21 protein-coding genes are annotated in these 20,321 nt (G+C 70.8%); 16 read left to right on the top strand and 5 right to left on the bottom strand.

What is annotated here, in order from left to right:
• Window positions 1-3: 3 nt before the first annotated feature.
• From ABEA24_RS11470 to ABEA24_RS11460, 3 genes are read right to left on the bottom strand one after another with little or no spacing between them, the layout of a single operon-like run.
• The gene (locus ABEA24_RS11470) at window positions 4-822 is read right to left on the bottom strand and encodes a carbohydrate ABC transporter permease (protein WP_345430710.1); all 819 of its coding nucleotides are present in this window, start codon (window positions 820-822) and stop codon (window positions 4-6) included.
• Complete coding sequence (locus tag ABEA24_RS11465; RefSeq protein WP_345430709.1) at window positions 819-1,802, bottom strand: carbohydrate ABC transporter permease; 984 nt, start codon at window positions 1,800-1,802, stop codon at window positions 819-821. The genes ABEA24_RS11470 and ABEA24_RS11465 overlap by 4 nt, the downstream gene beginning before the upstream one ends.
• Window positions 1,803-1,807: 5 nt before the next feature.
• Entirely contained in the window at window positions 1,808-3,064 is a 1,257-nt protein-coding gene (locus tag ABEA24_RS11460) for a sugar ABC transporter substrate-binding protein (protein WP_345430708.1), read from the bottom strand.
• A gap of 570 nt (window positions 3,065-3,634) precedes the next feature.
• Between ABEA24_RS11460 and ABEA24_RS11455 the strand changes: the two genes are divergently transcribed.
• From ABEA24_RS11455 to ABEA24_RS11445, 3 genes are all read left to right on the top strand, one after another.
• On the top strand, window positions 3,635-4,654 hold the full coding sequence (locus ABEA24_RS11455; RefSeq protein WP_345430707.1) for a LacI family DNA-binding transcriptional regulator: 1,020 nt from the start codon (window positions 3,635-3,637) through the stop codon (window positions 4,652-4,654).
• A 60-nt stretch (window positions 4,655-4,714) separates the two neighbouring features.
• Window positions 4,715-5,506, top strand: a complete 792-nt coding sequence (locus ABEA24_RS11450) for a 3-hydroxybutyrate dehydrogenase (protein ID WP_345430706.1) — start codon at window positions 4,715-4,717, stop codon at window positions 5,504-5,506.
• 137 nt (window positions 5,507-5,643) lie between these two features.
• Window positions 5,644-5,967: a hypothetical protein gene (locus ABEA24_RS11445; protein ID WP_345430705.1), complete on the top strand. Its 324-nt coding sequence runs from the start codon at window positions 5,644-5,646 to the stop codon at window positions 5,965-5,967.
• 60 nt (window positions 5,968-6,027) lie between these two features.
• Here ABEA24_RS11445 and ABEA24_RS11440 read toward each other — a convergent pair whose 3' ends face one another.
• Entirely contained in the window at window positions 6,028-6,792 is a 765-nt protein-coding gene (locus ABEA24_RS11440; protein WP_345430704.1) for a polysaccharide deacetylase family protein, read from the bottom strand.
• Window positions 6,793-7,141: 349 nt separating this feature from the next.
• Here ABEA24_RS11440 and ABEA24_RS11435 point away from each other — a divergent pair, with 349 nt between their 5' ends.
• The 10 genes from ABEA24_RS11435 (at window position 7,142) to ABEA24_RS11390 (ending at window position 15,938) form a co-directional block, all read left to right on the top strand.
• On the top strand, window positions 7,142-8,368 hold the full coding sequence (locus tag ABEA24_RS11435) for an MFS transporter (RefSeq protein ID WP_345430703.1): 1,227 nt from the start codon (window positions 7,142-7,144) through the stop codon (window positions 8,366-8,368).
• A gap of 212 nt (window positions 8,369-8,580) precedes the next feature.
• Window positions 8,581-9,573 (top strand): potassium channel family protein, encoded by a 993-nt coding sequence (locus tag ABEA24_RS11430; RefSeq protein ID WP_345430702.1) that lies wholly within the window; start codon window positions 8,581-8,583, stop codon window positions 9,571-9,573.
• Window positions 9,574-9,918: 345 nt separating this feature from the next.
• Complete coding sequence (locus tag ABEA24_RS11425; protein ID WP_345430701.1) at window positions 9,919-10,788, top strand: SDR family NAD(P)-dependent oxidoreductase; 870 nt, start codon at window positions 9,919-9,921, stop codon at window positions 10,786-10,788.
• 315 nt (window positions 10,789-11,103) lie between these two features.
• The gene (locus ABEA24_RS11420; protein ID WP_345430700.1) at window positions 11,104-11,397 is read left to right on the top strand and encodes a hypothetical protein; all 294 of its coding nucleotides are present in this window, start codon (window positions 11,104-11,106) and stop codon (window positions 11,395-11,397) included.
• Between the two features lie 57 nt (window positions 11,398-11,454).
• Window positions 11,455-12,081 (top strand): carboxymuconolactone decarboxylase family protein, encoded by a 627-nt coding sequence (locus tag ABEA24_RS11415; protein WP_345430699.1) that lies wholly within the window; start codon window positions 11,455-11,457, stop codon window positions 12,079-12,081.
• Window positions 12,082-12,330: 249 nt separating this feature from the next.
• Entirely contained in the window at window positions 12,331-12,498 is a 168-nt protein-coding gene (locus ABEA24_RS11410; RefSeq protein WP_345430698.1) for a hypothetical protein, read from the top strand.
• 73 nt (window positions 12,499-12,571) lie between these two features.
• Window positions 12,572-13,078 carry a MauE/DoxX family redox-associated membrane protein gene (locus ABEA24_RS11405; protein WP_345430697.1) on the top strand — a complete coding sequence of 169 codons (507 nt, stop codon included), beginning with the start codon at window positions 12,572-12,574 and terminating at the stop codon, window positions 13,076-13,078.
• On the top strand, window positions 13,078-13,602 hold the full coding sequence (locus ABEA24_RS11400; RefSeq protein ID WP_345430696.1) for a peroxiredoxin family protein: 525 nt from the start codon (window positions 13,078-13,080) through the stop codon (window positions 13,600-13,602). Before ABEA24_RS11405 ends, ABEA24_RS11400 begins: the two co-directional genes overlap by 1 nt.
• 39 nt (window positions 13,603-13,641) lie before the next feature.
• Window positions 13,642-15,438 (top strand): ABC transporter ATP-binding protein, encoded by a 1,797-nt coding sequence (locus ABEA24_RS11395; RefSeq protein ID WP_345430695.1) that lies wholly within the window; start codon window positions 13,642-13,644, stop codon window positions 15,436-15,438.
• Window positions 15,435-15,938 carry a S26 family signal peptidase gene (locus ABEA24_RS11390; protein ID WP_345430694.1) on the top strand — a complete coding sequence of 168 codons (504 nt, stop codon included), beginning with the start codon at window positions 15,435-15,437 and terminating at the stop codon, window positions 15,936-15,938. Before ABEA24_RS11395 ends, ABEA24_RS11390 begins: the two co-directional genes overlap by 4 nt.
• Before the next feature lie 21 nt (window positions 15,939-15,959).
• Here ABEA24_RS11390 and ABEA24_RS11385 read toward each other — a convergent pair whose 3' ends face one another.
• A complete protein-coding gene (locus ABEA24_RS11385) occupies window positions 15,960-17,051 on the bottom strand; it encodes an FCD domain-containing protein (protein WP_345430693.1) in 1,092 nt (363 codons plus the stop codon).
• A 188-nt stretch (window positions 17,052-17,239) separates the two neighbouring features.
• Between ABEA24_RS11385 and ABEA24_RS11380 the strand changes: the two genes are divergently transcribed.
• The 3 genes from ABEA24_RS11380 to ABEA24_RS11370 are packed head-to-tail and all read left to right on the top strand — an operon-like array spanning window position 17,240 to window position 20,321.
• A complete protein-coding gene (locus ABEA24_RS11380) occupies window positions 17,240-18,508 on the top strand; it encodes an ABC transporter substrate-binding protein (RefSeq protein WP_345430692.1) in 1,269 nt (422 codons plus the stop codon).
• On the top strand, window positions 18,505-19,407 hold the full coding sequence (locus ABEA24_RS11375) for a carbohydrate ABC transporter permease (RefSeq protein ID WP_345430691.1): 903 nt from the start codon (window positions 18,505-18,507) through the stop codon (window positions 19,405-19,407). Before ABEA24_RS11380 ends, ABEA24_RS11375 begins: the two co-directional genes overlap by 4 nt.
• Window positions 19,404-20,321 carry a carbohydrate ABC transporter permease gene (locus ABEA24_RS11370; protein WP_345430690.1) on the top strand — a complete coding sequence of 306 codons (918 nt, stop codon included), beginning with the start codon at window positions 19,404-19,406 and terminating at the stop codon, window positions 20,319-20,321. The genes ABEA24_RS11375 and ABEA24_RS11370 overlap by 4 nt, the downstream gene beginning before the upstream one ends.

Here is a 20,321-nt window from a genome sequence, read left to right as displayed (position 1 = left end):
CTGTCAGTCCTTCACCGCTCCGGCCGTGACGCCGGCGGCGACGTAGCGCTGAGCGATGATCAGCAGCACGGTGGCGGGAACGGAGGCGACGACGGCGGTCGCCATGATGGCGTTCCACTGCTGGTTGTTGTTGCCGATGTAGTGGTAGATGCCGAGGGTGATCGGCTGCCGGTTGCTCCCGCCGTCCAGGGTGCTGGCGAACACGAAGTCGGACCACGCCCACAGGAACGCGAACAGGGACACGGTGACGACCGCGTTGCGGCTGACCGGGAGGACGATCGACCAGAACGTCCGGAACCTCCCGGCGCCGTCGATCTTCGCCGCCTGGATCAGCTCGTCCGGGATCCCGGACATGAACGCCGTGAAGATCAGCACCGCGAAGGGGACGGCGATCGTCGAGTCGGCGACGACGAGCCCGACGGGGGAGTTGAGCACGCCGAGGCTGAGGTAGATCGCGTAGAACCCCATCGCCATGATGATCCCGGGGATCATCTGGGCGATCAGGAGCACGAAGCTCAGCACGCCGCCGCCCCTGGGGCGCAGCTTGGCCAGCGAGTACCCGGCGGGCGCCGCGAGCACGACCGTGAGCGCGACGGTGCCGAGCCCGATGAGCAGGCTGGTGCCGAGGTAGGGCAGCTGCTGGTCGATGACGGCGCGGTAGCCCTCCAGCGTGCCGTGGAACGGCACGAGGTTCGGCGGGCTCTTGCGCATGTCCTGGTCCCTGGTCAGGGACACGTTGATCATCCAGTAGACGGGGAAGAGCATGAGCGCGGTGAGGACCACGCCGAGCCCCGTCTTCCACCAGGTCGTCTTGGCGTTCATGCCGTCTGCTGCCTTCGCTGGACGCGGATGTAGAGCAGGCCGAAGACGAGGGCCATCACGATCAGCAGGTTGCCGACGGCCGAGCCGGGGCCGAACGAGGGCAGGAGGTTGCCGAAGCCGAGCCGGTACGACCAGGTGGCGAACGTCGTCGAGGAGTCGGCCGGCCCGCCCTTGGTCATGATCCAGATGATGTCCAGCACCTTCAGCGTGTAGATCAGGCCGAGGAGCAGCGTGATCGCCGATACCGGCCGCAGCAGTGGGAAGGTGACCTTCCAGAACCGCTGCCAGCCGTTCGCCCCGTCGAGCGCCGCCGCCTCGTAGATCGAGGCGGGGATCGCCTGCAGCCCGCTGTAGAGCACGACCAGGTTGAACGGGATGCCGATCCAGACGTTCGCGATGATCACCGAGACGAGCGACCACTGCGGCGAGGTGAGCCAGTTGACCGGCGCGATCCCGGCGTAGTGCAGGACGGAGTTCACGACGCCCGAGTCGCTGTTGAGCATCCAGGACCAGGTGGACGCCGAGACGATCAGCGGGAGCAGCCACGGCACGAGGAACAGCGCCCGCAGCGTGGCGGACAGCCGGAAGTGCTGCGTGAAGAACACGGCCAGGGCCATCCCGATCGTGAACTGGAACGCCAGCGACACCACGGTGAACACCACGGTGTGGAGCAGGGCCGGTCCGAACGTCGGGTCGTGCAGGACGGTGCCGTAGTTCTTCAGTCCGGTGAACGGGGCGCCGCCCTGGACGAAGGAGCGGACCGTGTAGTTCCGCAGGCTCAGGTCGAGGTTGCGGTACAGCGGATAGGCGTAGAACAGCACCAGGTACGCGGTCACCGGGGCGAGGAACGCCCAGGCCGCCCACTGGCCCGAGCGGGGGCGTCGCGCGGAGGCCCGGGCGCGGGGTGCGGCGGCGACGACCGCCGCACCGTCGCGTCCACGCACGGCACGCCGCTCCGGTGCCTGTGTCGTGTCGTTCATCCGGCTCACTTGGTCGCGGCCGCCGCCGTCGACTGGGCCGCGGTGAGCGCCGCCTGCGGCGACTTCGATCCGCTCAGCGCCGCCTGCATCGCCGTCCACATCGGCTGGGAGATCTTGGGGTACTTGGTGCCGAGGTTGTCACTCGTACGCCCCTTGGCCGCGTGGACGGCATCCACCCAGACCTTCAGGTCCGGCGTCGCGGCGACCTGCTTGGCCTGAACGGCGTCGGTGGGCGCGACGTAGGACAGCGTCGTGTCCGTCGTGTACGAGTTGTCCGCGCTGGTCAGGCAGGTGACGAGCTTCTCGGAGGTGGCGTAGCGATCGGTCTGCTTCTGCACCGGCACGGTGACGAACTCACCGCCCGTCGGCGCGGGAGCGGTGCCGCCGTTCATCGCCGGAATCGGGATGATGCCGTACTCGAAGCCGGCCTTCTTGGCGTTCGCCACCTGCCAGGTGCCGTTCTCGGCGAAGGCGAACTTACCGGTCGCGAACTCCTGCCAGCTGGTGGTCTGGGTGTTGTTGATGACCGAGTTCGGGGCGTACCCCTTCTTCACCCAGTCGGTCCACAGCGACAGTGCCGACATGGCGGCGGGGGAGTCGAGCTTGGTCAGCTGCGCGCCCGAGCCCCAGAACCACGGCAGGAACTGGAAGCTGCCCTCCTCCGTGCCGATGCCCGAGAAGGTGATGCCCTTCTTCCCGGCCTCGTTGACCTTGGCCAGGGCGGCGGTCAGCGAGTTCCAGTCCTTCACGGACGCGATGTCGACGTTGGCGGCCTTGAGGACCGCCTTGTTGTAGTAGAGGGCGAGCGTGTTGGCGCCGATCGGGATGCCGTACGTCTTGCCGCCGCTCTGGCCGGCCGCGAGGAGGTTCGGTTCGATCGACGACGTGTCGATCTTGGTGTCGGCGGTGGTGGTGAGCACGCCGCCCTCCGCCAGCGTCGACACGACCGGGTTGTCGACGATCAGCACGTCGGGGGCGTTGCCCTGCTGCGAGGCGAGCAGGGCCTTGTTCGTCAGGTCGCTGGTGTCGTAGCCGGTCCGCTTGACCGTCACGCCGGCGCTGGTGCCGCACTTGTTCAGCAACTGCACCCAGGCCGAGGAGTTGTCGAACTGCGGGTACGGGTCCCAGATCGTGTAGGTGCCCTTGGCCGCGCCGCCACCGGTGCCGCCCTGAGAGGACGCGCATCCGGCCAGGCCGGCGGACAGGGCGACGGCGACCAGGCCCGCGCCGATGGCACGGCGCCGGAACGGAAGTGCTCTCACCTTGACTCCCTCTGCTCAGTTCGTTCGTTGATCGCCGGTCGGCGAGAACGGACCGGGTGAGGTCCGTTCCGCGGATCCGGGCATGTCGTCCCCCGAGGGCTCGACCGGCCCGACCAGGTGATGGGAGATGTTTCCATCGTGTGTCGAATCGGTTTCGCGGAACCGGTTCGACAGAACATAAGCCCGGCGTGCGCGGAGGTCAATGGGCCTGATGCCGGTTTTCGTCGTCGTATGTCTGTTGTGAGCCGCCGTATCGGCGGCGGTGGCGTGCCTGCCCGCAGGTTGGAGACATCTTCGTCGAACCGATTCGATGACTGATCGGCGACGTTCGACCCAGGCGGACGTGGAGTGGCCGGGTTCCCGGAGTCCGGTGGCGCCCGGGGCCGGTCGTACCGTCCGTGGGATCGGCGCAGGTGGCGTGTGCGTCACCGTCTGCTTGACACTGTCCCGGGGCGCGCCTACGTTCTGACGAACCGGTTCGATGCTCGGTCATGGCGGGCTGAGAGATCGCTACACTTGCGACGCCGTAGGGGAGGACGAGTGCCGAGTCGATCCGATAGAGCAGAGTCGGTGAACATCGGGGAGATCGCCCGGCGCGCCAAGGTCTCCCGCAGCACCGTCTCCTACGCGCTGAGCGGCAAGCGGCCGGTGTCGGAGGCGACCCGGCTTCGCATCCAGCAGGTGATCGACGAGATCGGGTACCAGCCGAACGCCAGCGCCCGTGCCCTGGCCCGCGGCGAGACCCGTGCCCTGGGCCTGGTCTTCCCGCCTGCCAGCACGCACTACACCGAGATGCAGCTGGAGTTCCTCGGCGGCGTCGTCGAGGCGGCGGCGGTTCGCGACTACGACATCCTGATGTCACGGACGGGGGCCGGGGAGGACCGCTCGTTCCAGCGGCTGGTGGGCGAGCGGAGGGTCGACGGCGTGATCCTCATGGAGATCCGCCTGCAGGACCCCCGGGTCGAACGCATGCGAGAGACCGCATTCCCGTTCGTGACGATCGGCCGTGTCGCCGACCCGGAGGGCACCGCCTGGGTGGATCTCGATCACCAGGGATTGATCCGGCACTGCGTCCAGCACCTGGCGGAGCTCGGGCACGAGCGCATCGTGTTCGTGAACCGGTCGGAGGGGCTGATCCGGCTGGGCTACGAGTCCGCGCGGCGCGGCCAGGACGGATTCGACCTGGCGGTGGAGGAGTTCGGGCTGACGGGGACGTCCTACTCCTGCGGGGACGACGCCGCCTCCGGAGAGGCGTGCGTGCAGCGGATCCTGTCGGACGATCCCGGGACGACCGGCATCGTCACGATGAACGAGGCGGCACTGGGCGGGATCTACCGCGGCCTGGCCCACGCCGGACGCAAGGTTCCCCACGACATGTCGATCAGTGGGATCGCGGGCAGCCGATGGGCGGAGGCCGTGACCCCGGCCTTGACCGCGGCCGACGTGCCGGCGCATGAGATGGGACGGATCGCGATCGATCTGCTGCTCGAACGCATCTCCGACCCCTCCGCGGCGCCCCGCCACCAGCTCCTGACACCACCGATCTCGCTGCGGGCGAGCACCGCCCCGGCCGCGCGCCGTACCGTCTGACCTAGCCCGCATCTATAGGGTCGTGTTCGCACCGAGCGTCCCGATGACGGGGAGGAACGCGTGGTCCCGCCGAACACCCCCGAACCCTCCACCCGGCCGTCCGCAGGCCTCGACCTGTCCGGCCGCCGGGCCCTGGTGACCGGCGCGGCCGGCGGGATCGGGCTGGCCTGTGCCCGCAGGCTCGCGGCCGCCGGCGCCGAGGTCGTCATCGTCGACCTGCGTGAAGAGGAGGCGCGGGCCGCCGCCGGGGAGATCGGAGGCCGGGCGGTCACCGCCGACCTGTCCGACGCCGCGGCGGTCGAGGCTGTCGACTGCGACGTGGACATCCTGGTCAACAACGCCGGGCTGCAGCACGTCGCGCCGGTCACCGAGTTCCCCCCGGACGTCTTCGCGCGGATGCAGCGCGTCATGGTCGAGGCGCCGTTCCGGCTGGCCCGGCGGGCGCTCCCCGGAATGTACGACCGAGGATGGGGCCGGATCATCGGCATCTCCTCGGTCCACGGCCGGGTGGCCTCGCCGTACAAGGTTGCCTACGTCACCGCCAAGCACGCCCTGGAGGGGATGACCAAGGTCATCGCGCTGGAGGCGGCACAGCACGGGGTCACCGCCAACTGCGTCAGCCCGGCGTACGTCCGCACCCCGCTGGTCGAGCACCAGATCGCCGACCAGGCGGCCGTGCACGAGATGGAGCCCGATCGGGTCATCGACGAGATCATGCTCGCCAGGGCCGCGATCCGGCGGCTCATCGAGCCGGAGGAGGTGGCCGAGATGGTCGCCTATCTCTGTTCGCCGCAGGCCTCGATGATCACTGGGGCGTCGCTCGCCATGGACGGCGGCTGGACCGCGCACTGACGCCCGGCGGTCTCCGCTCCGCGACCGTACGAGGATCCTCAGGAGAACATGATCTTACGTAAATGATCATGGACTGTTAGGGTCCCACGACGAGGAAGCGCCGACGGGGCGCGTACCTCGAAGGGAGCGGACGTCTCATGAAGAAGATCCTGGTCACATCCGCTGCGTTGACCCTGCTGGCCGTGGCTGGGCTGGTGTCGCCCGGTCCCGCCTCCGCCGCGCAGGCCGGTTCGGCGGCGTCCTGCGAGTTGCTGCGGGCGAAGGAGAACCTCAAGATTCGCAAATCGCCGACGGACGGCACGGCTCTCGGCCTGATGCTCCAGGGTGCCACGGCCTGCAGCCAGGATTTCAAGGCCGGCACCACGTACACGGCCTGCGGCGCGACCGACAACCATTACACCAAGCTCACCTCCAGGGGCATCACCGGCTGGGTCGTCGACACCTGCCTGGTGATCGCGTAAGCATGGCGAGCCCGGCTCGCCGCGCCGCCGGGTCGGCTCGTCCCGGCGGCGCGGCGGGGCTCACATGGGCGGGGCCGGGCCCGCGATGGGTGAGCCGAGGAACGCCGGGTAGCGCTCGCCCGGCGTCAGCTTGCCCCCGTAGAGCTCGGAGATCGTGACGAAGGCGTAGCCCTGCTTGGTGAGGGTCGTCAGGATGTCGGGGACGGCGTTCACGCTGGTCGGCCGGATGTCATGCATGATCACGATGTGGCCCGGCTTCGTGCCGGCCAGGACGCGTTTCGTGACGAGCGCGGTGTTGCGGTCCTTCCAGTCCACGGTGTCGACGGTCCACAGGATCTGCGCGAGGCCCATCTCCTTGGTGATCCCGTTCAGCTGCTTGTCGGTGGACCCGTACGTCGGGCGGAACACCGTCGGCGTCGTGCCCGTCGCCTGGAGGATGGCCTCCTGAGTGCGGATCAGCTCGTCCTCGACCATCGCTCGGGGCATCCCCACGAGTTTCTTGTGGTCGAACGTGTGGTTGCCCACCTGGTGGCCCTCGGTGACCTCCCGTTTCAGCACCGCCTCGTTGCCCGCCACCTGCATGCCGAGCACGAAGAACGTCGCGTGCGCTCCGTGGGCCTTCAGAGTGTCGAGGAGCTTGGGGGTGGTTTCAGCGAGCGGTCCGTCGTCGAAGGTCAGCGCGATGCACTTGTGCACATGACAGTCGACCTTGGGCTGGACCGGCTGCCGGGGCTGCGCCGCTCGGCGCTGGACGGCCGAGCGGTGTTCGGCCGGGTGTGAGCCGGTGAGCCGGAGGACTCCGGCGCCGACCGCGCCGCCCACCACGACGGCCAATCCGAGGGCGGCCGGTAGGAACCACCGCCGATGACGAATGCCCGCCCGGCCATTTTCCTGGTCATTGCTATTTTTGTCATTTTCGTCGCTCGTCACCTTTTTGCCCCCGTTTTAGCATCCCTAGGAACGGCCCGGACAGCGAAGCCGAACAGCGGGGACCGTCGGCGGCCGCCCCCGTCGTGGTGCTTATACCGCGAAGCCGGGCCGCCCGAACTCCCGATTGACGAGCGCTGTCAGGAAGTCGTGATGAGGGCGTGCCGGAGGACTCGGCCGGGCGGAAAATTCGCTTTCCGGGCCCCGGGCTCGCTGTCATACTGCGTCGTGGAGGTAAGTGATCATCATGACTGTGGAGCCTTACCGGCGGGTGCTGTCCATCCCCGGCGTCCGGACACTGCTGCTCGTCGGGTTGGTGGCCCGGGTCCCCGTGGTCGCCTCCGGGCTGACGCTGACCCTGTACGTGGTCGGCGGGCTGCGGCTCGGCTTCCTGGAGGCGGGCCTGGTCGGCGCGGCCGCGACCGCCGGAGTGGCCGTCGGCTCTCCCATTGCCGGGCGCTTCGTCGACCGGCGCGGCCTCCGGCCGGTCCTGGTGGTCACCACCGTCGCTCAGCTGGTGTTCTGGATCTCCGCGTCCTTCCTGCCGTACTGGCCGCTGGTCGCGGGCGCGTTCGCCGACGGCGTGCTGGCGCTGCCGGTGTTCAGCGTCGTCCGGCAGTGCCTCGCGGCCACCGTCCCGGCCGAGCAGCGCCGCAGCGCCTACGCGCTCGACTCGATGCTGGTCGAGGTCTGCTACATGACCGGCCCGGCACTCGCCGTCGCCGTGACCACCGCGCTCGGCAGCGCCTGGACCATGACGTTCCTCGGGCTGGGGCTGGTGGGGTCCGGCGTCGCGCTGCTGATACTCGACCCGCCCGTTCGCGTCGAGGGGGAGCCGGAGGCGGGCGGCGCCGTGGTGCGCCGCCGGCAGTGGCTGACCCCCGGACTGCTGGCGCTCCTCGGCGTGACGTGTGCGCTGACGTTCGTGCTGGCCGCCACCGAGCTCGGCCTGGTCGCCGTGCTGAAGGCCGACGCCGCCACCCGGTGGACCGGCCTGGTCCTCGCCGTGTGGGGCGTCGCCTCGCTGGTCGGCGGGTTCGTGTACGGCGCGCTGCCGCGCGGTTTCTCACCCCTGGCGATCGTCGGGACCATGGCCGCCCTCACCGTGCCGATCGGCCTGATCGGCGACTGGCGGGTGGTGTGCCTCGCGTTGCTCCCGGCCGGGATGCTGTGCGCTCCCGGCATCTCCACCACGATCGACACGCTCAGCCGGTGGGTACCCGCCGAGGCCCGTGGTGAGGCGACGGGCCTGCACGGCACCGCGATGACGCTGGGCCTGGCCGTCGCCGGTCCGGTCACCGGCACCATCATCGACGACTGGGGCACCCGGTGGGCGTTCATCCTCCCCGGCGCCGGTGGACTCCTCGTGGTCCTGCTCGCCGCCCCGATCTGGCGGCGTGGCGGGCGGCCCGCGGTCCCGGCGGCCGACCACGCGCCCATGACCGGAGGCAAGCCCGTCCCCGACGCGGCATAGCCCCCGCCCCGCCCTGCCCGCCTGCCCCGTCGCTTTGGGCCGCCGCGTCGCCGTGGCCGCGGGTCGGCGCTGCCCGCCCGCCGCGCCGCCCTGCGCCGCCGCGCCGCCCTGCGCCGCCGCGCCGCTTTGGGCGTGCCGCGCCGTGGCGGCGCGGGCCGATTCGGTATCCGGGTGACGTGTCGGGACGGCACGGTGAGGCGACAATTGGCGGTGTGGAGACAGTGCGCCGGCTTCAGATCGCGGTCGCGTGCCTGGCGCTGGTCATCGTCGGCGGGTCCATCGGCTACATGCTGCTGGGATTCACCCCGCTGGACGCGGTGTACCAGACGGTCACCACCGTCTCGACCGTCGGATTCCGCGAGGTCCGGCACCTGACGACCGCCGGGGAGATCTTCACGATCTTCGTGATCCTGGTCGGCGTCGGCACGGCGCTGTACACCTTCGGTACGGTGCTGGAGGCGCTCCTCGAAGGACACGTACGGGCTCACGTGGAAAGGCGTCGTATGGACCGCGCGATCGGCCGCATGTCCGGCCACGTCATCATCTGCGGCTGGGGACGCGTCGGCCAGGCCAGTGGGCAGTACCTCGCCTCGATGGGACACCGGATCGTCGTCATCGACCGGAACTCCTCCCGGCTCACGGGCATCGAGCACGCGCACGTCGTCGGCGACGTCACCGAGGACCAGGTGCTCCACGAGGCGGGCATCACCCGTGCGGCCTCGCTCATCGCCGCCCTGGAGACGGACGCCGACAACGTCTACGTCACCCTGTCCAGCCGGGCGCTGCGGCCCGACCTGGTCATCATCGCCCGCGCCCGCAACGAGTCGTCCAAGTCCAAGCTCCTGCGCGCCGGGGCGGACCGGGCGGTCAACCCGCAGCTGATCGGAGGACGCCGGATGGCGGCCTTCGCGCTCCATCCGGAGGTCACGGAGTTCCTCGACGTCGTCATGCACGACGAGACGCTGGAGTTCCAGATCGAGCAGGTCGAGATCCGCCCGGAGTCGCCGCTGGCCGGCCGCACCGTACGGGAGGCGGCGCTGCGCGAGAGCACCGGCGTGCTGCTGCTGGCGATCCGCACCGACGCGGGCCGCTTCCTCGCCGATCCGCCCCCGGAGACCCCGCTCGAACCGCCCGCCACCCTCATCGCGTTCGGCGCGCCGGCCCAGCTCGACGCGCTGCGGAACAAGGCCGAGGGCACCTCCTGAGACCGGCCTCCGGAACCACGGTTCCGCCCCCGTCACGAACCGCGTCGGGAGCCGGTCCCGTACGGCCGGGTCCCGGCGCACCGCCTCGCCCGTGTCGGGGGCGGGGCAGGCCAGGAATGCGCTCGCCCTCGACCTCGGCGAGGACCCGGCGGGCCCGGTCCAGCTTCCCGTCCTCCACGAGATGGCGCGGCGATTCAAGAACGACACCGGAGGCGGATCGGCCGGCAGCTCGCCGTCGCCGCCGTCTCGCTCCCGCAGCGGTGCGGCCGGCCTCGGTCCGCGTTCGGCCACCACCCGATCGCGATCGGGATTTCACGGGCAACGGCGTTCGTGTATTGCTGGTTCATGCGGAGAACGAACGACCGGATGGTCCTCCACGGCCGGCGGGTGCTGATCACCGGGGCGGCGCGGGGGATCGGGGCGGCGCTGGCCCGCCGCCTGCACGCCCGCGGCGCCCGCGTGGCCCTCGCGGGGCTGGAGCCGGACGGGCTCGCGACCGTCGCCGGCGCGTGCGGGGACGCGCCGTGGCGTCTCTGCGACGTGACCGACCGGGACGGCGTCGAGCGGGCCGTGGGAGAGCTGGCCGGGGAGCTCGGCGGCCTGGACGTGGTGGTGGCCAACGCCGGCGTCGCCTGCCAGTGGCCGATCCTCGACGGCGACCCCGGCATCCTGGAGACGACGATGCGGGTCAACGTCTTCGGCACCTATCACACGCTGCGCGCGGCAGGCCCGTACATCTCCCATCCGAACGGCTACGCCCTGGTAGTCGCCTCGCTGGCGGCCGCCGTCCGCGCCCCGCTGCTCGGTGCCTACAGCGCGTCGAAGGCGGCGGTGGAGGCCCTCGGCGACACCCTGCGCATCGAGCTGCGGCACACCGGCGCACGGGTCGGCGTCGCGTACTTCGCCGAACTGGACACCGACATGACGCGTCGCGGGTTCGGCACGCGCGCCACCACCGCGCTGCAGGGCCGCCGGGGGGCGTTCACCGGGGTGACCCCGCTCAGCGCCGGGATCGACGCGTTGGAGCACGGCATCGCCACGCGCGCCCGCCGCGTCCACGCCCCGCGCTGGGTCGGACCGGTCCTGCACGGGCGCATGGCGGCTCAGCGGGTGTTCGACGTCGCCGTACGGTCGCGGGTGGAGCGGGCGCTGCGGATCGCCGGCGAGGAGGACGCGACGTTCACGACGCCGCAGCCGGCGGACCGGCAGGGCTGATCGGGGGGTCGGGTTCGCCGCCGCGTGTCGGGTGGCGAGGGCTCATGCGCCGCAGCCGGCGGACCGGCCGGGCTGATCGGGAGCTCGGCTTCGCCGCCGCCTGTCGGGTGAGGAGGGCCCATGCACCGTAGCCACAGACCGGCCGAGCTGATCGCGTCCGTCGCCGGGTGAGGTTTACCGTCACCCGCCGTGTGGGGAAGGTCCAGGTCAGCGGCCCGTAGCCGAGGGTGCCCCGACCCCGCCGGAAGGGCCGGCCTGAGGAGCGCGCCGGGCCGATGGCCGCCGGACGCGCCGCGATCGGTTCGAGGCGGGACGATGGACACGACCACGCAGGCTGTGCGCGAACTGCTGCACGAGGCCGGGGAGGTCCACCACAGTGTCTTCCGGATCGTGGACGGCGTGGACGACGACTGGGCGTCCTGGTACGCCGACTGGCTGGTCCGGCTCTCGGAGCTGCCGGAGCTCCTGGCGACCGAGCCGGTCCGCAGCGAGCTGGTCTACGTGCTGGTGAGTCTGGACAAGCGGTACACCGCCGATGCCCCGGACGAGGACTGGGAGCCCTACTACGCGCGGGGGATCGTCGACCACTTCGGCCCGGCGGCGGATTGATCAGGACGTCCGGCCGGGACCTTCCCCAGGCACATGCGCTCGTGTATTGCTGAACCCATGCGACGACCGAATCGGGAGGCAAGGACGGAAGGGATCGCCGAGGACGGCTCGGGCGGTGCGGCTCCGGCGCCTGGCGCGGCTGCCCCGCGCATCGCGCCCGGCTCGCGCCGCGACCTCGGCACGCCGGCCTGGATCTTCACCTGGCTGGCGGGGTGGCGCGTCGGCACGGAGCCGCCCGTCCTGTTCCGGGTCCTCGGGCGGCACCGCCGCCTGTTCCGCGGCTGGCTGCGCTTCGCCGGTCGGCTGATGCCGGGCGGCGTGCTGCCCCGCCGGGAGACCGAGCTGGTCATTCTCCGGGTGGCGCACTTGCGCGGCTGCCGCTATGAGTTCGACCATCACATACGGCTCGGTGCCCGGGCCGGGGTCACCCGCGGCGACCTGGCCCGGCTCACCGAGGAGGGGGCCGAGGCCGGCGGCTGGTCGCCCCGGGAGGGCGCCATCCTGACCGCGGTGGACGCCCTGCAGGCGGAGGGCGACCTCGGCGACGCGGCATGGGCCGGACTGCGTGAGCACCTCGACGAGCGGGAGAGCATCGAGCTGATCATGCTCGCCGCCCACTACGACATGCTGGCGACGGTCATCGCGGCCCTGCGCATCCCGCCCGATCCGCGCCGCCGCCGCTGAGACGCGTGTGTCTCCCGGGGCCGAAAATGATCAGTGGGACAGGTGTTGATCTTTGACCCTCGTTAGATGATCATGAGCTGTGCCCGGGCGTCGCCTACCGGCGATTGCGGCCGCAATCCGCATTTTCCGGAGAATGCGGGCTGCCACGAAAGGTCGTGAAGCATACCTGTGTGGAACGCGCGCTCCACACCAGGGTGCGATCGACGTTTGTCCCCGTATTTCGACCATCGCGTCCCAAGGGAGAACCCCATGATGCGTCTCATCGACCGGATCATCGAGAAGGCCGCGCCGAAGGCGACCGCCTCCGCGTGCAGCGGCGCTTACTTCTGCAACGCCCAGGGTCACCCCGGCTACTGGTACCGCTTCTGCTGCCCGCAGACCGGCTGCGAGTGGAGCAAGGTCCGCAGCAGCTGCTGACGACCCGTTCCGATCACGCGGGCGGCGGTGCCATGCCGCCGCCCGCGCGGTCCGCGAGAAGAGACGTGGGCTCATGGAATATGTGCGGGCGGGCTGCGTCAGCCTGATCGCCCTGGTGTTCGTGGCCTCGGCAGTGTCCAAGCTGCGGGACCTCGGTGGGTTCGAACGATCGCTTCCCGCCCTGGCTCCGGTCCCGTCCCGGCTGGTCCGGCCGCTCGCCCGGGCCGTCGTCGCCGCCGAGGCGGTGATCCCGGTCCTCCTGCTGGTCCCGCCGGCCACTGCGTACGGCTTCGGACTCGCGGGCGTCCTCCTCATCGCGTTCACCGTTGCGATCGCCGTCGCCCTGCGGCGCGGGCGCCGGGCCCCATGCCGGTGCTTCGGCGCATCCAGCACGCCGATCGCCCCTCGCCACCTCGTCCGTAACGCCACGCTCTTGGTCGCCGCCGCGCTCGGCGGAATGGCGCCCGGCGGTCTCCCCGTGACGGCCGGCCTCGCGATCGCCGTCGCGGGCGGTCTCGTCGGGGCGATCCTGATCGTCGCGTTGGACGACATCGTCGACCTGTTCGCCAGGAGTTCCTGATGGCCTATCTCGCCGCCGCCGTCGTGCTGCTCGGCATCCTCTGCCTGCTCAACCTGCTGCTCACGATCGGGATCCTGCGCCGGCTGAGAGCCGACGCCGCCGGTACGGGTCACCACCCGGGACCGCTGTTCGAGCTCGGACCCGGGTCCGCGCCCGGGGAGTTCGACGCGGTGACGACCGCCGGTGAGCCGGTGTCCCACGACACCCTCACGGGAGTGGTCGGCTTCTTCTCCGCAGGCTGCGAAGCCTGCCACACGCTGTTGCCGCGCTTCGTCGAGCAGGCGCGTGAGCTCGGCCGGGACAACGTCCTCGCGGTCGTGGGCGGCGACGATCAGGAGACGGTCGACGCGCTCACCCCGGTGGCCAGGGTCGTCACCGCGGAGCTGGACGGCGGGCCGGTCGCGCGGGCGTTCCAGAACACCTGGACCCCCGCGCTGTACCTCATCGGCGACGACCACCGGGTCGTGGCCGCCGGCTCGCGGATGGAGGAGCTCCCCGTCCGGCACGTCGCGGGCAGGGCCTGAGCGGTGACCGACGCCCCTGAGGGGGACCACCGTATCGGCATGCGGGAGTTGCGCGCCTCGGCCGCCGAGGCGGTCACGCTCCTGTGGAGTGCGGCCACCGGAGAACTGGCGGGGTTCCTGATCCTGACCGTCGCGTCGGCCGCGGCGCCGATCGCGACCGCCTGGCTGACGAAACTGGTGATTGACCGGTTGACGACCCCGCACGGCGGGGTCGCGGGGCCGGCACTCGGGATGATCGTCACCGGATTGGTCGCCGCGGCGCTGCCGGTGGCGGTCCAGTACCTGAGGGCGCGGATCGGCCGGTCCGCCGGCCGGACCGCGACCGGGCGGCTGTTCGCGGCGGCCGAGAGACAGGTGGGCCTGCGCAACTTCGAGGATCCGGCCTTCCTCGACCGGCTCCGGCTGGCCCAGGAAGGGACCGGCCGCGTCGCGGAGCTCGTCGACGGCCTCGGCGGCATTCTGGGAGGCGGGCTGTCCCTCGTCGGCTTCATCGGATCCCTGCTCGTCCTCAGCCCGGCCATGACCGTCCTGGTGCTCCTCGCCGCCGTTCCCGCGCTCGTCGCCGAGCTGGTCCTGTCGCGGCGCCGGTCGGCGATGGAGTGGGCCGTCGAGCAGTACTACCGTCGCGAGTACTTCTACAGCCAGCTGCTCACCGGAGTGGCTGCGGCGACAGAGATCCGGCTGTTCGGCATCGGCAGGTTCCTGCGCGGCCGGATGATCGACGAGCGGCGCAGCGCCGACGCGGCGCACGATCGGATGGACCGCCGGGAGCTGCGCGTCCAGGGAGGGCTGACCGCGCTGAGCGCGGCCGTGGCCGGAGCGGGCCTGTGGTGGGCGATCATGGCGGCACGCCGAGGTCAGCTCAGCATCGGAGACGTCTCAATGTTCCTCGCGGCCGTCATCGGCGTTCAAGCCGCGCTGGCGTCACTGACCGCCGCGATCGCGAACGGCCAGGCGCGGCTCCTGGCCTTCACCCACTACGTCGCCGTCGTCCGGGCCGAGCCTGATCTGCCGCGCGCGGAGCAGGGGAGCGCACCCCGGCTGCGGCAGGGCATCGAACTGCGGGACGTGTGGTTCCGGTACAGCGATGACCATCCTTGGGTGCTGCGCGGCCTCGACCTGACCATCCCGTACGGGCACGCCGTCGCCCTCGTCGGCCTGAACGGAGCGGGGAAGAGCACCCTGGTCAAGCTGCTGTGCCGGATGTACGACCCGACGAAGGGGCAGATCCTCTGGGACGGAGTGGATCTACGGGCCATCCCACCGGAGTTGCTGCGCGAGCGCATCAGTGCCGTCTTCCAGGACCACATGAAGTACGACATGACGGCCGGTGACAACATCGGCCTGGGCGACCTGACCGCCCTGGACGACGCGGGGCGGCTGGAGGACGCGGCCAAGCGCGCGGGGATCCATGACCGGCTCGCCGAGCTGCCCCGGGGGTACGACACGCCGCTCACCCGCATGTTCATGATCGGGGCTGACAAGGACGACCCGGTGACCGGCGTCGTCCTGTCCGGGGGCCAGTGGCAGCGACTCGCGCTCGCCCGCGCGTTCCTGCGCGACGACCGGGACCTGATGATCCTCGACGAGCCCAGCTCGGGCCTGGACCCGGAGGCGGAACACGAGGTCCACACCCGGATGCGCGAGTACCGCGCGGGCCGGACCAGCCTGCTGATCTCCCATCGGCTGAGCGCGGTCCGCGACGCCGACCGCATCGTGGTCCTCGCGGACGGGCGGATCGTCGAACAGGGGACGCACGAAGCGCTCCTCGCCGCGGGAGGCGACTACGCCCGGCTGTTCCAGTTGCAGGCCGCCGGATACCAGGAGGCCGAGTGACCGTCGCGCTCGTGATCGTCGTGGTGCTCCTGGCCGGAGGGGCGGCGGTCCTGGCGGTGCGCTACGGCCTCCTGGTCACGACCGTGGACGGTGACAGCATGGAGCCGGAGCTCCGGTCGGGCGAGCGAGTGCTGGTCCGGAGGACGAAACGGGTGCGGGCCGGCCGCCTGGCCGTCTTCGCGTATCCCGACCTGCCGAGCGGGCGGACGGTCCCGGATGATGGGGATCGGCAGTACCTCATCAAGCGGGCCGTGGCCGTGCCGGGCGATCGGGTGCCCTCCGACTGGGAGGAGATCGACATCCAGTCGATTGCGGGCACGGTCGTGCCGCCGGGCCACCTGGTGGTCCTGGGCGACAACCGCGCGACCAGCTGGGACTCCCGGCACTACGGCTTCCTCCGCCGCGACCTGCTCGTCGGCGTCGTGATCCGGCATCTGTCCGGAGCGCGGACCGATGACTCGGGGCACCGCACGAGCCCCTCGACGACGGCGTCTTCGTAAGCCGCGCATCGCCGTTCCGCGTCAGGTCCGCGTGGACTCGCCGCGGGCATGGGCGGCGAAGAGCCGTCCCGCCTCGTCCGGGTCGCCGTGGGAGAGCGCGGCCACCAGGGTCGCGTGGTGGTCGGCCATGGCCGCCCAGTCGCCGGAGTAACGGGGGTCCCCGAGCACGTGCAGGCCCCACAGGCTCGGCTCGATCATGCGCCAGACCCGCAGCAGGAATCCGTTGCCGCAGGCGGCGCACACGTGGCGGTGGAAGGCCATGTCGGCGTCGCGGAAGCCGCCGATGTCACCGCGCCCGGCGGCCCGCCGCATCGCCTCGACGTCCTCGCCGAGGTGGTCGAGCATGGGCGGCTGAATCCGCACGGCCGCGCCGCGGGCGGCGTACTCCTCGAGGAGGACGCGGACGTCGCGGACCTCGCGGGCCTGTTCTTCGGAGATCTCGGCGACGTAGCTGCCGCGGTGCGGCAGGTAACGGACCAGGCCCTCGTGGACCAGCCGTTTGATCGCCTCCCGGGCCGGCGCCTGGCTGGTGCCCAGCCGCCGGGCGATCTCCGACTCGATGAGGCGCTCGCCCGCCGTCAGCTCCCCGTCGACGATCGAGCGGCGGAGCCGTTCGTAGACCCGGTCGGACAGCAGCTCCCGCGGCAGCAGGTCGTCGTCCGTGACGAGCGGGACCTCCGCGGGAGGAGCCGGGGAGGCCGATGGGGCGTCCTGTAGTTCCCGCCAGATCCGGGACACCGTCGACTGCGAGAGGCCGAGGCTGCGGGCCAGGGAGTGCGTGGAGGGCACCGCGCCGCCGCGTTCGGCCGTGCCGAGCGCGGCGGCGATGAGGCGTTCGGCCTCCTGCCGGTCGACGCTGCGGGGACGGCCGGGGCGGGGCGCGTCGGCCAGCCCGTCGAGGCCGCGCGCGACGAACCGGTCCCGCCACTTGCCGACGGTCGCCGGGCTGACGCCGAGCCGCGCGGCGACGTCCTTGTTGGACAGGCCCTCGGCGCAGGCGAGCACGATCCGGCTGCGCTGGGCGAGGGCGCCGTCGGACTGGGATCCCCACGCCAGGAGGGTCGAGCGGTCGCTGTCGCTCAGCGCCAGGGAGGTCTTGGGGCGGGTCGTCATCGATTCAGAATATCGCTCTTCGTCACGGACTTACGACTCGACGTCTTGACGGTAACACGTGCTTCCACGCCCTGTCATGTGGGCGTAACTCTTGACACCTCTGCGGACGGCGATCTATTAACGAATCGTTACTCGATGAGTGACCCGTTAAAACGTTTAATTCCGGGGGCCTCAACGGAGGAGACGTGATGCGTCCACGACACCTGAGCCGGGCGGCCGTCGGAGCCCTGCTGTCCCTCGCCCTGGCGGCCTGCGGCGGAGGCGGCGGGTTCTCGGGCGGGAACACCTCTGGCGGCGGGGACAAGGGCACCGTCCGCATGCTCGTCAACATCACCCCGAACCTCACCCAGAGCTACTGGACAGAGCTCGTCAAACCCTTCGAACGGGCGCATCCCGGGGTGCACGTCAAGATCGAGGCGCCCACCGGCAAGTCGGTCGCGGACACGCTGCCGCAGCAGCTCGCGGCCGGCAACGCCCCCGACGTCGTCGAGCAGCTGACGGCGGACCGGACCCGCGCCTCGCAGATGCTCGACCTCACCGACCAGCCCTGGGTCAAGGGGACCCCGCTCGCCCAGCAGGCCGCGGTCGGCGGCCGGATCTACACGGTCGGCGTGGGCGAGCAGGCGCAGTCGCTGATCTTCTACAACAAGGCCGCCTTCGCCAAGGCCGGCATCCAGCAGCCGCCCAAGACCCTCGACGAGCTCACCCAGGACATGGGGAGACTGAAGGCCGCCGGCTACCTTCCGCTGCAGACCGCGGGCGACTTCGTCACCGGCCTGCAGCTGCTGCAGCTCGCCGACCCCTCGCTCGCCCAGAGCCACCCGCAGTGGTACCAGGACGTCAAGGCCGGACGCCTCAAGGTCGGCGAGTCGCTGCTGCCGCACCTCCGGCTCTACAAGAGCTGGATCGCGCAGGGCTACGTCGACAAGAACGCGATGGGGCTGAAGTACCCGGACTCCCAGACCAGGTTCTTCGCCGGCAAGGCGGCCATGTACATCATGGGCAGCTGGTTCACCGCCGCCGAGGCGACGGCCAAGAAGGACTTCGAGGTCGGCGTGTTCCCCGCGCCGGTGCAGACCGGGCAGCGGAGCCCGGGGCCGCAGGGCGCCACGATGGCCGCGCCGTACATGATCCTCAAGTCGGCCGAGCACCGCGCCCTGGCGCTGAAGCTGGTCCAGTGGCTGGTGACCGACAAGAGCGCGGTGACCAGCCAGCTCCAGCAGGACGGGAACTTCCGCCCCGGGTTCGACCGGAGATTCACCCCGCTGGAACGCCAGGTGCAGCAGATCCTCGACGCAGCGCCCGCCACCGTGCCCCAGGGCGAGGGGTACGGCGACGACACACTGCCGAACGGTTTCAACGACGCCTGGAACACCCAGGTCCAGGGACTGTACGTCGGACGCTCGCCGGAGAAGGTGGCCGCCGCCGTCGACCAGTGGGTCGCGTCCCGCTCATGACCCACGCGACGCACACGAAACCGAGCCGCAGGGGAGAGGGCTTCGCGACCCTGCTCATGGTCGCGCCGGCCACCGCCCTGTTCGCGGTCATGCTGGTCGTCCCGGTCGGGCTGGCGGTGTACCTCAGCCTGACCGACTGGGACGGCTACAGCGCCCGGCCGCACGTCGTCGGGATGGCCAACTACGCGCACCTGTTCGGCGACCCCGTGATGCGGCACGCGGCCACCGTCACCCTGCTCGCCGCGATCGTCGGCACGGCCGGGATGAACCTGCTCGGACTCGGCTTCGCGGTCCTGGTGAACGGCTCCTCCCGGGCGAACCGGTTCCTGCGGGTCGTGCTCTTCTACCCCCACGTGCTCAGCGCGCTCGTCGTCGGCTTCCTCTGGAGCGCCATCCTCGGCACCACCGGCGCGGTGAACAGCCTGGTCACCGCGCACGGGGGAAGCGTGCTGCCGTTCCTCTCCGACCCCACGTGGGCGGTGGTCACCATGATCGCCGTCCTGGTCTGGGCGGGCTTCGGGGTGAACGTCGTCCTCTACCTCGCCGGGCTGCAGGCCGTCCCCGCGTCACTCGTGGAGGCGGCCCGGATCGACGGCGCCTCGCGATGGCAGGTGTTCCGGCACGTGACGCTGCCGGCGCTCGGGCCCGTCGTGACCGTCAACGTCGTCCTGTCCCTGGTGACGCTGCTCAAGACGTACGACCTGGTGGTGTCGCTCACCGCGGGCGGGCCGGCGGGCCAGACCCAGACCCTCGCCTACCTCATCCTCTGGAACTCCTTCCATGACAACCGGCTCGGGTTCGGCTCGGCGCAGTCCGTGGTCCTCATGGTCGTCACCGCCGCGCTCGCCCTGATCGTCACCCGTCTCCGGCGGCGAGGAGAGATGGCGGTGTACTCATGAGCGAGGGCCTGACCACCATCGACGCCCGGGCGGATACCGCGACCGCTCCGCCGGAGCCGCCCGGCACCGTACGGCCGCGCGCCCGTCGTCCGCGCCGCGTGTGGCGGCCGCTGTTCCTCGGCGTCGTCGCGATCTTCATGCTCACTCCGCTGTACGTGCTGGTCGTCAACGCGTTCAAGCCGCAGCAGCAGATCCTCGAGCACCCGTTCGGCCTCCCGCTGGGCGCGCTGACCACCCGCTACCTCGGGCACGCGCTGCACAACCCGGAGTTCGACATCGCGCGCGGGTACGCCGTGACGATCCTGTTCGTGGTCGCGGTCAACGTGCTGTCGGTGGTCCTGGCCGGGCCGGTGTCGTACGTCATCGCCCGCAGCCCGCGCCGCCGCTACCGCGCGCTGCTGCTGGTGTTCCTGGCCGGCACCTTCATCCCGAGTCAGGTGCTGGTCATCCCGGTGGTGTACGTCCTGAAGACGCTCGGGCTGATGGGCACGATCCGCGGGTTCGTCCTGTTCGAGACGTCCCTCACGCTGCCGTTCTCGATCTTCCTGTACGCCGGGTACATCGGCACCATCCCGGTCACGCTCGACCAGGCCGCCGCCGTGGACGGCGCCGGGCGGCTCCGCGTCTTCTGGAAGATCATCTTTCCGCTGATGCGGCCCGTGGTCGCCACGATGGTCATCCTCAACACCTTCTCGGTGTGGAACGACTTCGTGAACCCGCAGATCATCCTCGGCCCGGGCAGCGGCCTGTACACGGTCACGACCGGCGTCTACGCCGCCGTCAGCCAGTACTCCACCGACTACACCGTCGTCTTCCCGACGCTGCTGCTCGCGATCGCGCCGCTCCTCGTCTTCTTCGTGATCATGCAACGGCACATCATCAGCGGCCTGACGGCCGGTGCGACGAAGGGCTGA

Source organism: Actinoallomurus vinaceus (assembly GCF_039542055.1).
Classification (GTDB): domain Bacteria; phylum Actinomycetota; class Actinomycetes; order Streptosporangiales; family Streptosporangiaceae; genus Actinoallomurus; species Actinoallomurus vinaceus.
The sequence above is the reverse complement of the archived record's forward strand: the minus strand, read 5'-3'. Positions and strand labels throughout refer to the sequence as shown.

Excerpts from the sequence above, each read along its gene's own strand:
- ABEA24_RS11470 (WP_345430710.1), bottom strand. The coding sequence starts at position 822 with ATGAACGCCAAGACGACCTGGTGGAAGACGGGGCTCGGCGTGGTCCTC.
- ABEA24_RS11465 (WP_345430709.1), bottom strand. The coding sequence starts at position 1,802 with ATGAACGACACGACACAGGCACCGGAGCGGCGTGCCGTGCGTGGACGC.
- ABEA24_RS11445 (WP_345430705.1), top strand. The coding sequence starts at position 5,644 with ATGAAGAAGATCCTGGTCACATCCGCTGCGTTGACCCTGCTGGCCGTG.
- ABEA24_RS11435 (WP_345430703.1), top strand. The coding sequence starts at position 7,142 with ATGACTGTGGAGCCTTACCGGCGGGTGCTGTCCATCCCCGGCGTCCGG.
- ABEA24_RS11425 (WP_345430701.1), top strand. The coding sequence starts at position 9,919 with ATGCGGAGAACGAACGACCGGATGGTCCTCCACGGCCGGCGGGTGCTG.
- ABEA24_RS11420 (WP_345430700.1), top strand. The coding sequence starts at position 11,104 with ATGGACACGACCACGCAGGCTGTGCGCGAACTGCTGCACGAGGCCGGG.
- ABEA24_RS11415 (WP_345430699.1), top strand. The coding sequence starts at position 11,455 with ATGCGACGACCGAATCGGGAGGCAAGGACGGAAGGGATCGCCGAGGAC.
- ABEA24_RS11410 (WP_345430698.1), top strand. The coding sequence starts at position 12,331 with ATGATGCGTCTCATCGACCGGATCATCGAGAAGGCCGCGCCGAAGGCG.
- ABEA24_RS11405 (WP_345430697.1), top strand. The coding sequence starts at position 12,572 with ATGGAATATGTGCGGGCGGGCTGCGTCAGCCTGATCGCCCTGGTGTTC.
- ABEA24_RS11400 (WP_345430696.1), top strand. The coding sequence starts at position 13,078 with ATGGCCTATCTCGCCGCCGCCGTCGTGCTGCTCGGCATCCTCTGCCTG.
- ABEA24_RS11395 (WP_345430695.1), top strand. The coding sequence starts at position 13,642 with ATGCGGGAGTTGCGCGCCTCGGCCGCCGAGGCGGTCACGCTCCTGTGG.
- ABEA24_RS11385 (WP_345430693.1), bottom strand. The coding sequence starts at position 17,051 with ATGACGACCCGCCCCAAGACCTCCCTGGCGCTGAGCGACAGCGACCGC.
- ABEA24_RS11380 (WP_345430692.1), top strand. The coding sequence starts at position 17,240 with ATGCGTCCACGACACCTGAGCCGGGCGGCCGTCGGAGCCCTGCTGTCC.
- ABEA24_RS11375 (WP_345430691.1), top strand. The coding sequence starts at position 18,505 with ATGACCCACGCGACGCACACGAAACCGAGCCGCAGGGGAGAGGGCTTC.
- ABEA24_RS11370 (WP_345430690.1), top strand. The coding sequence starts at position 19,404 with ATGAGCGAGGGCCTGACCACCATCGACGCCCGGGCGGATACCGCGACC.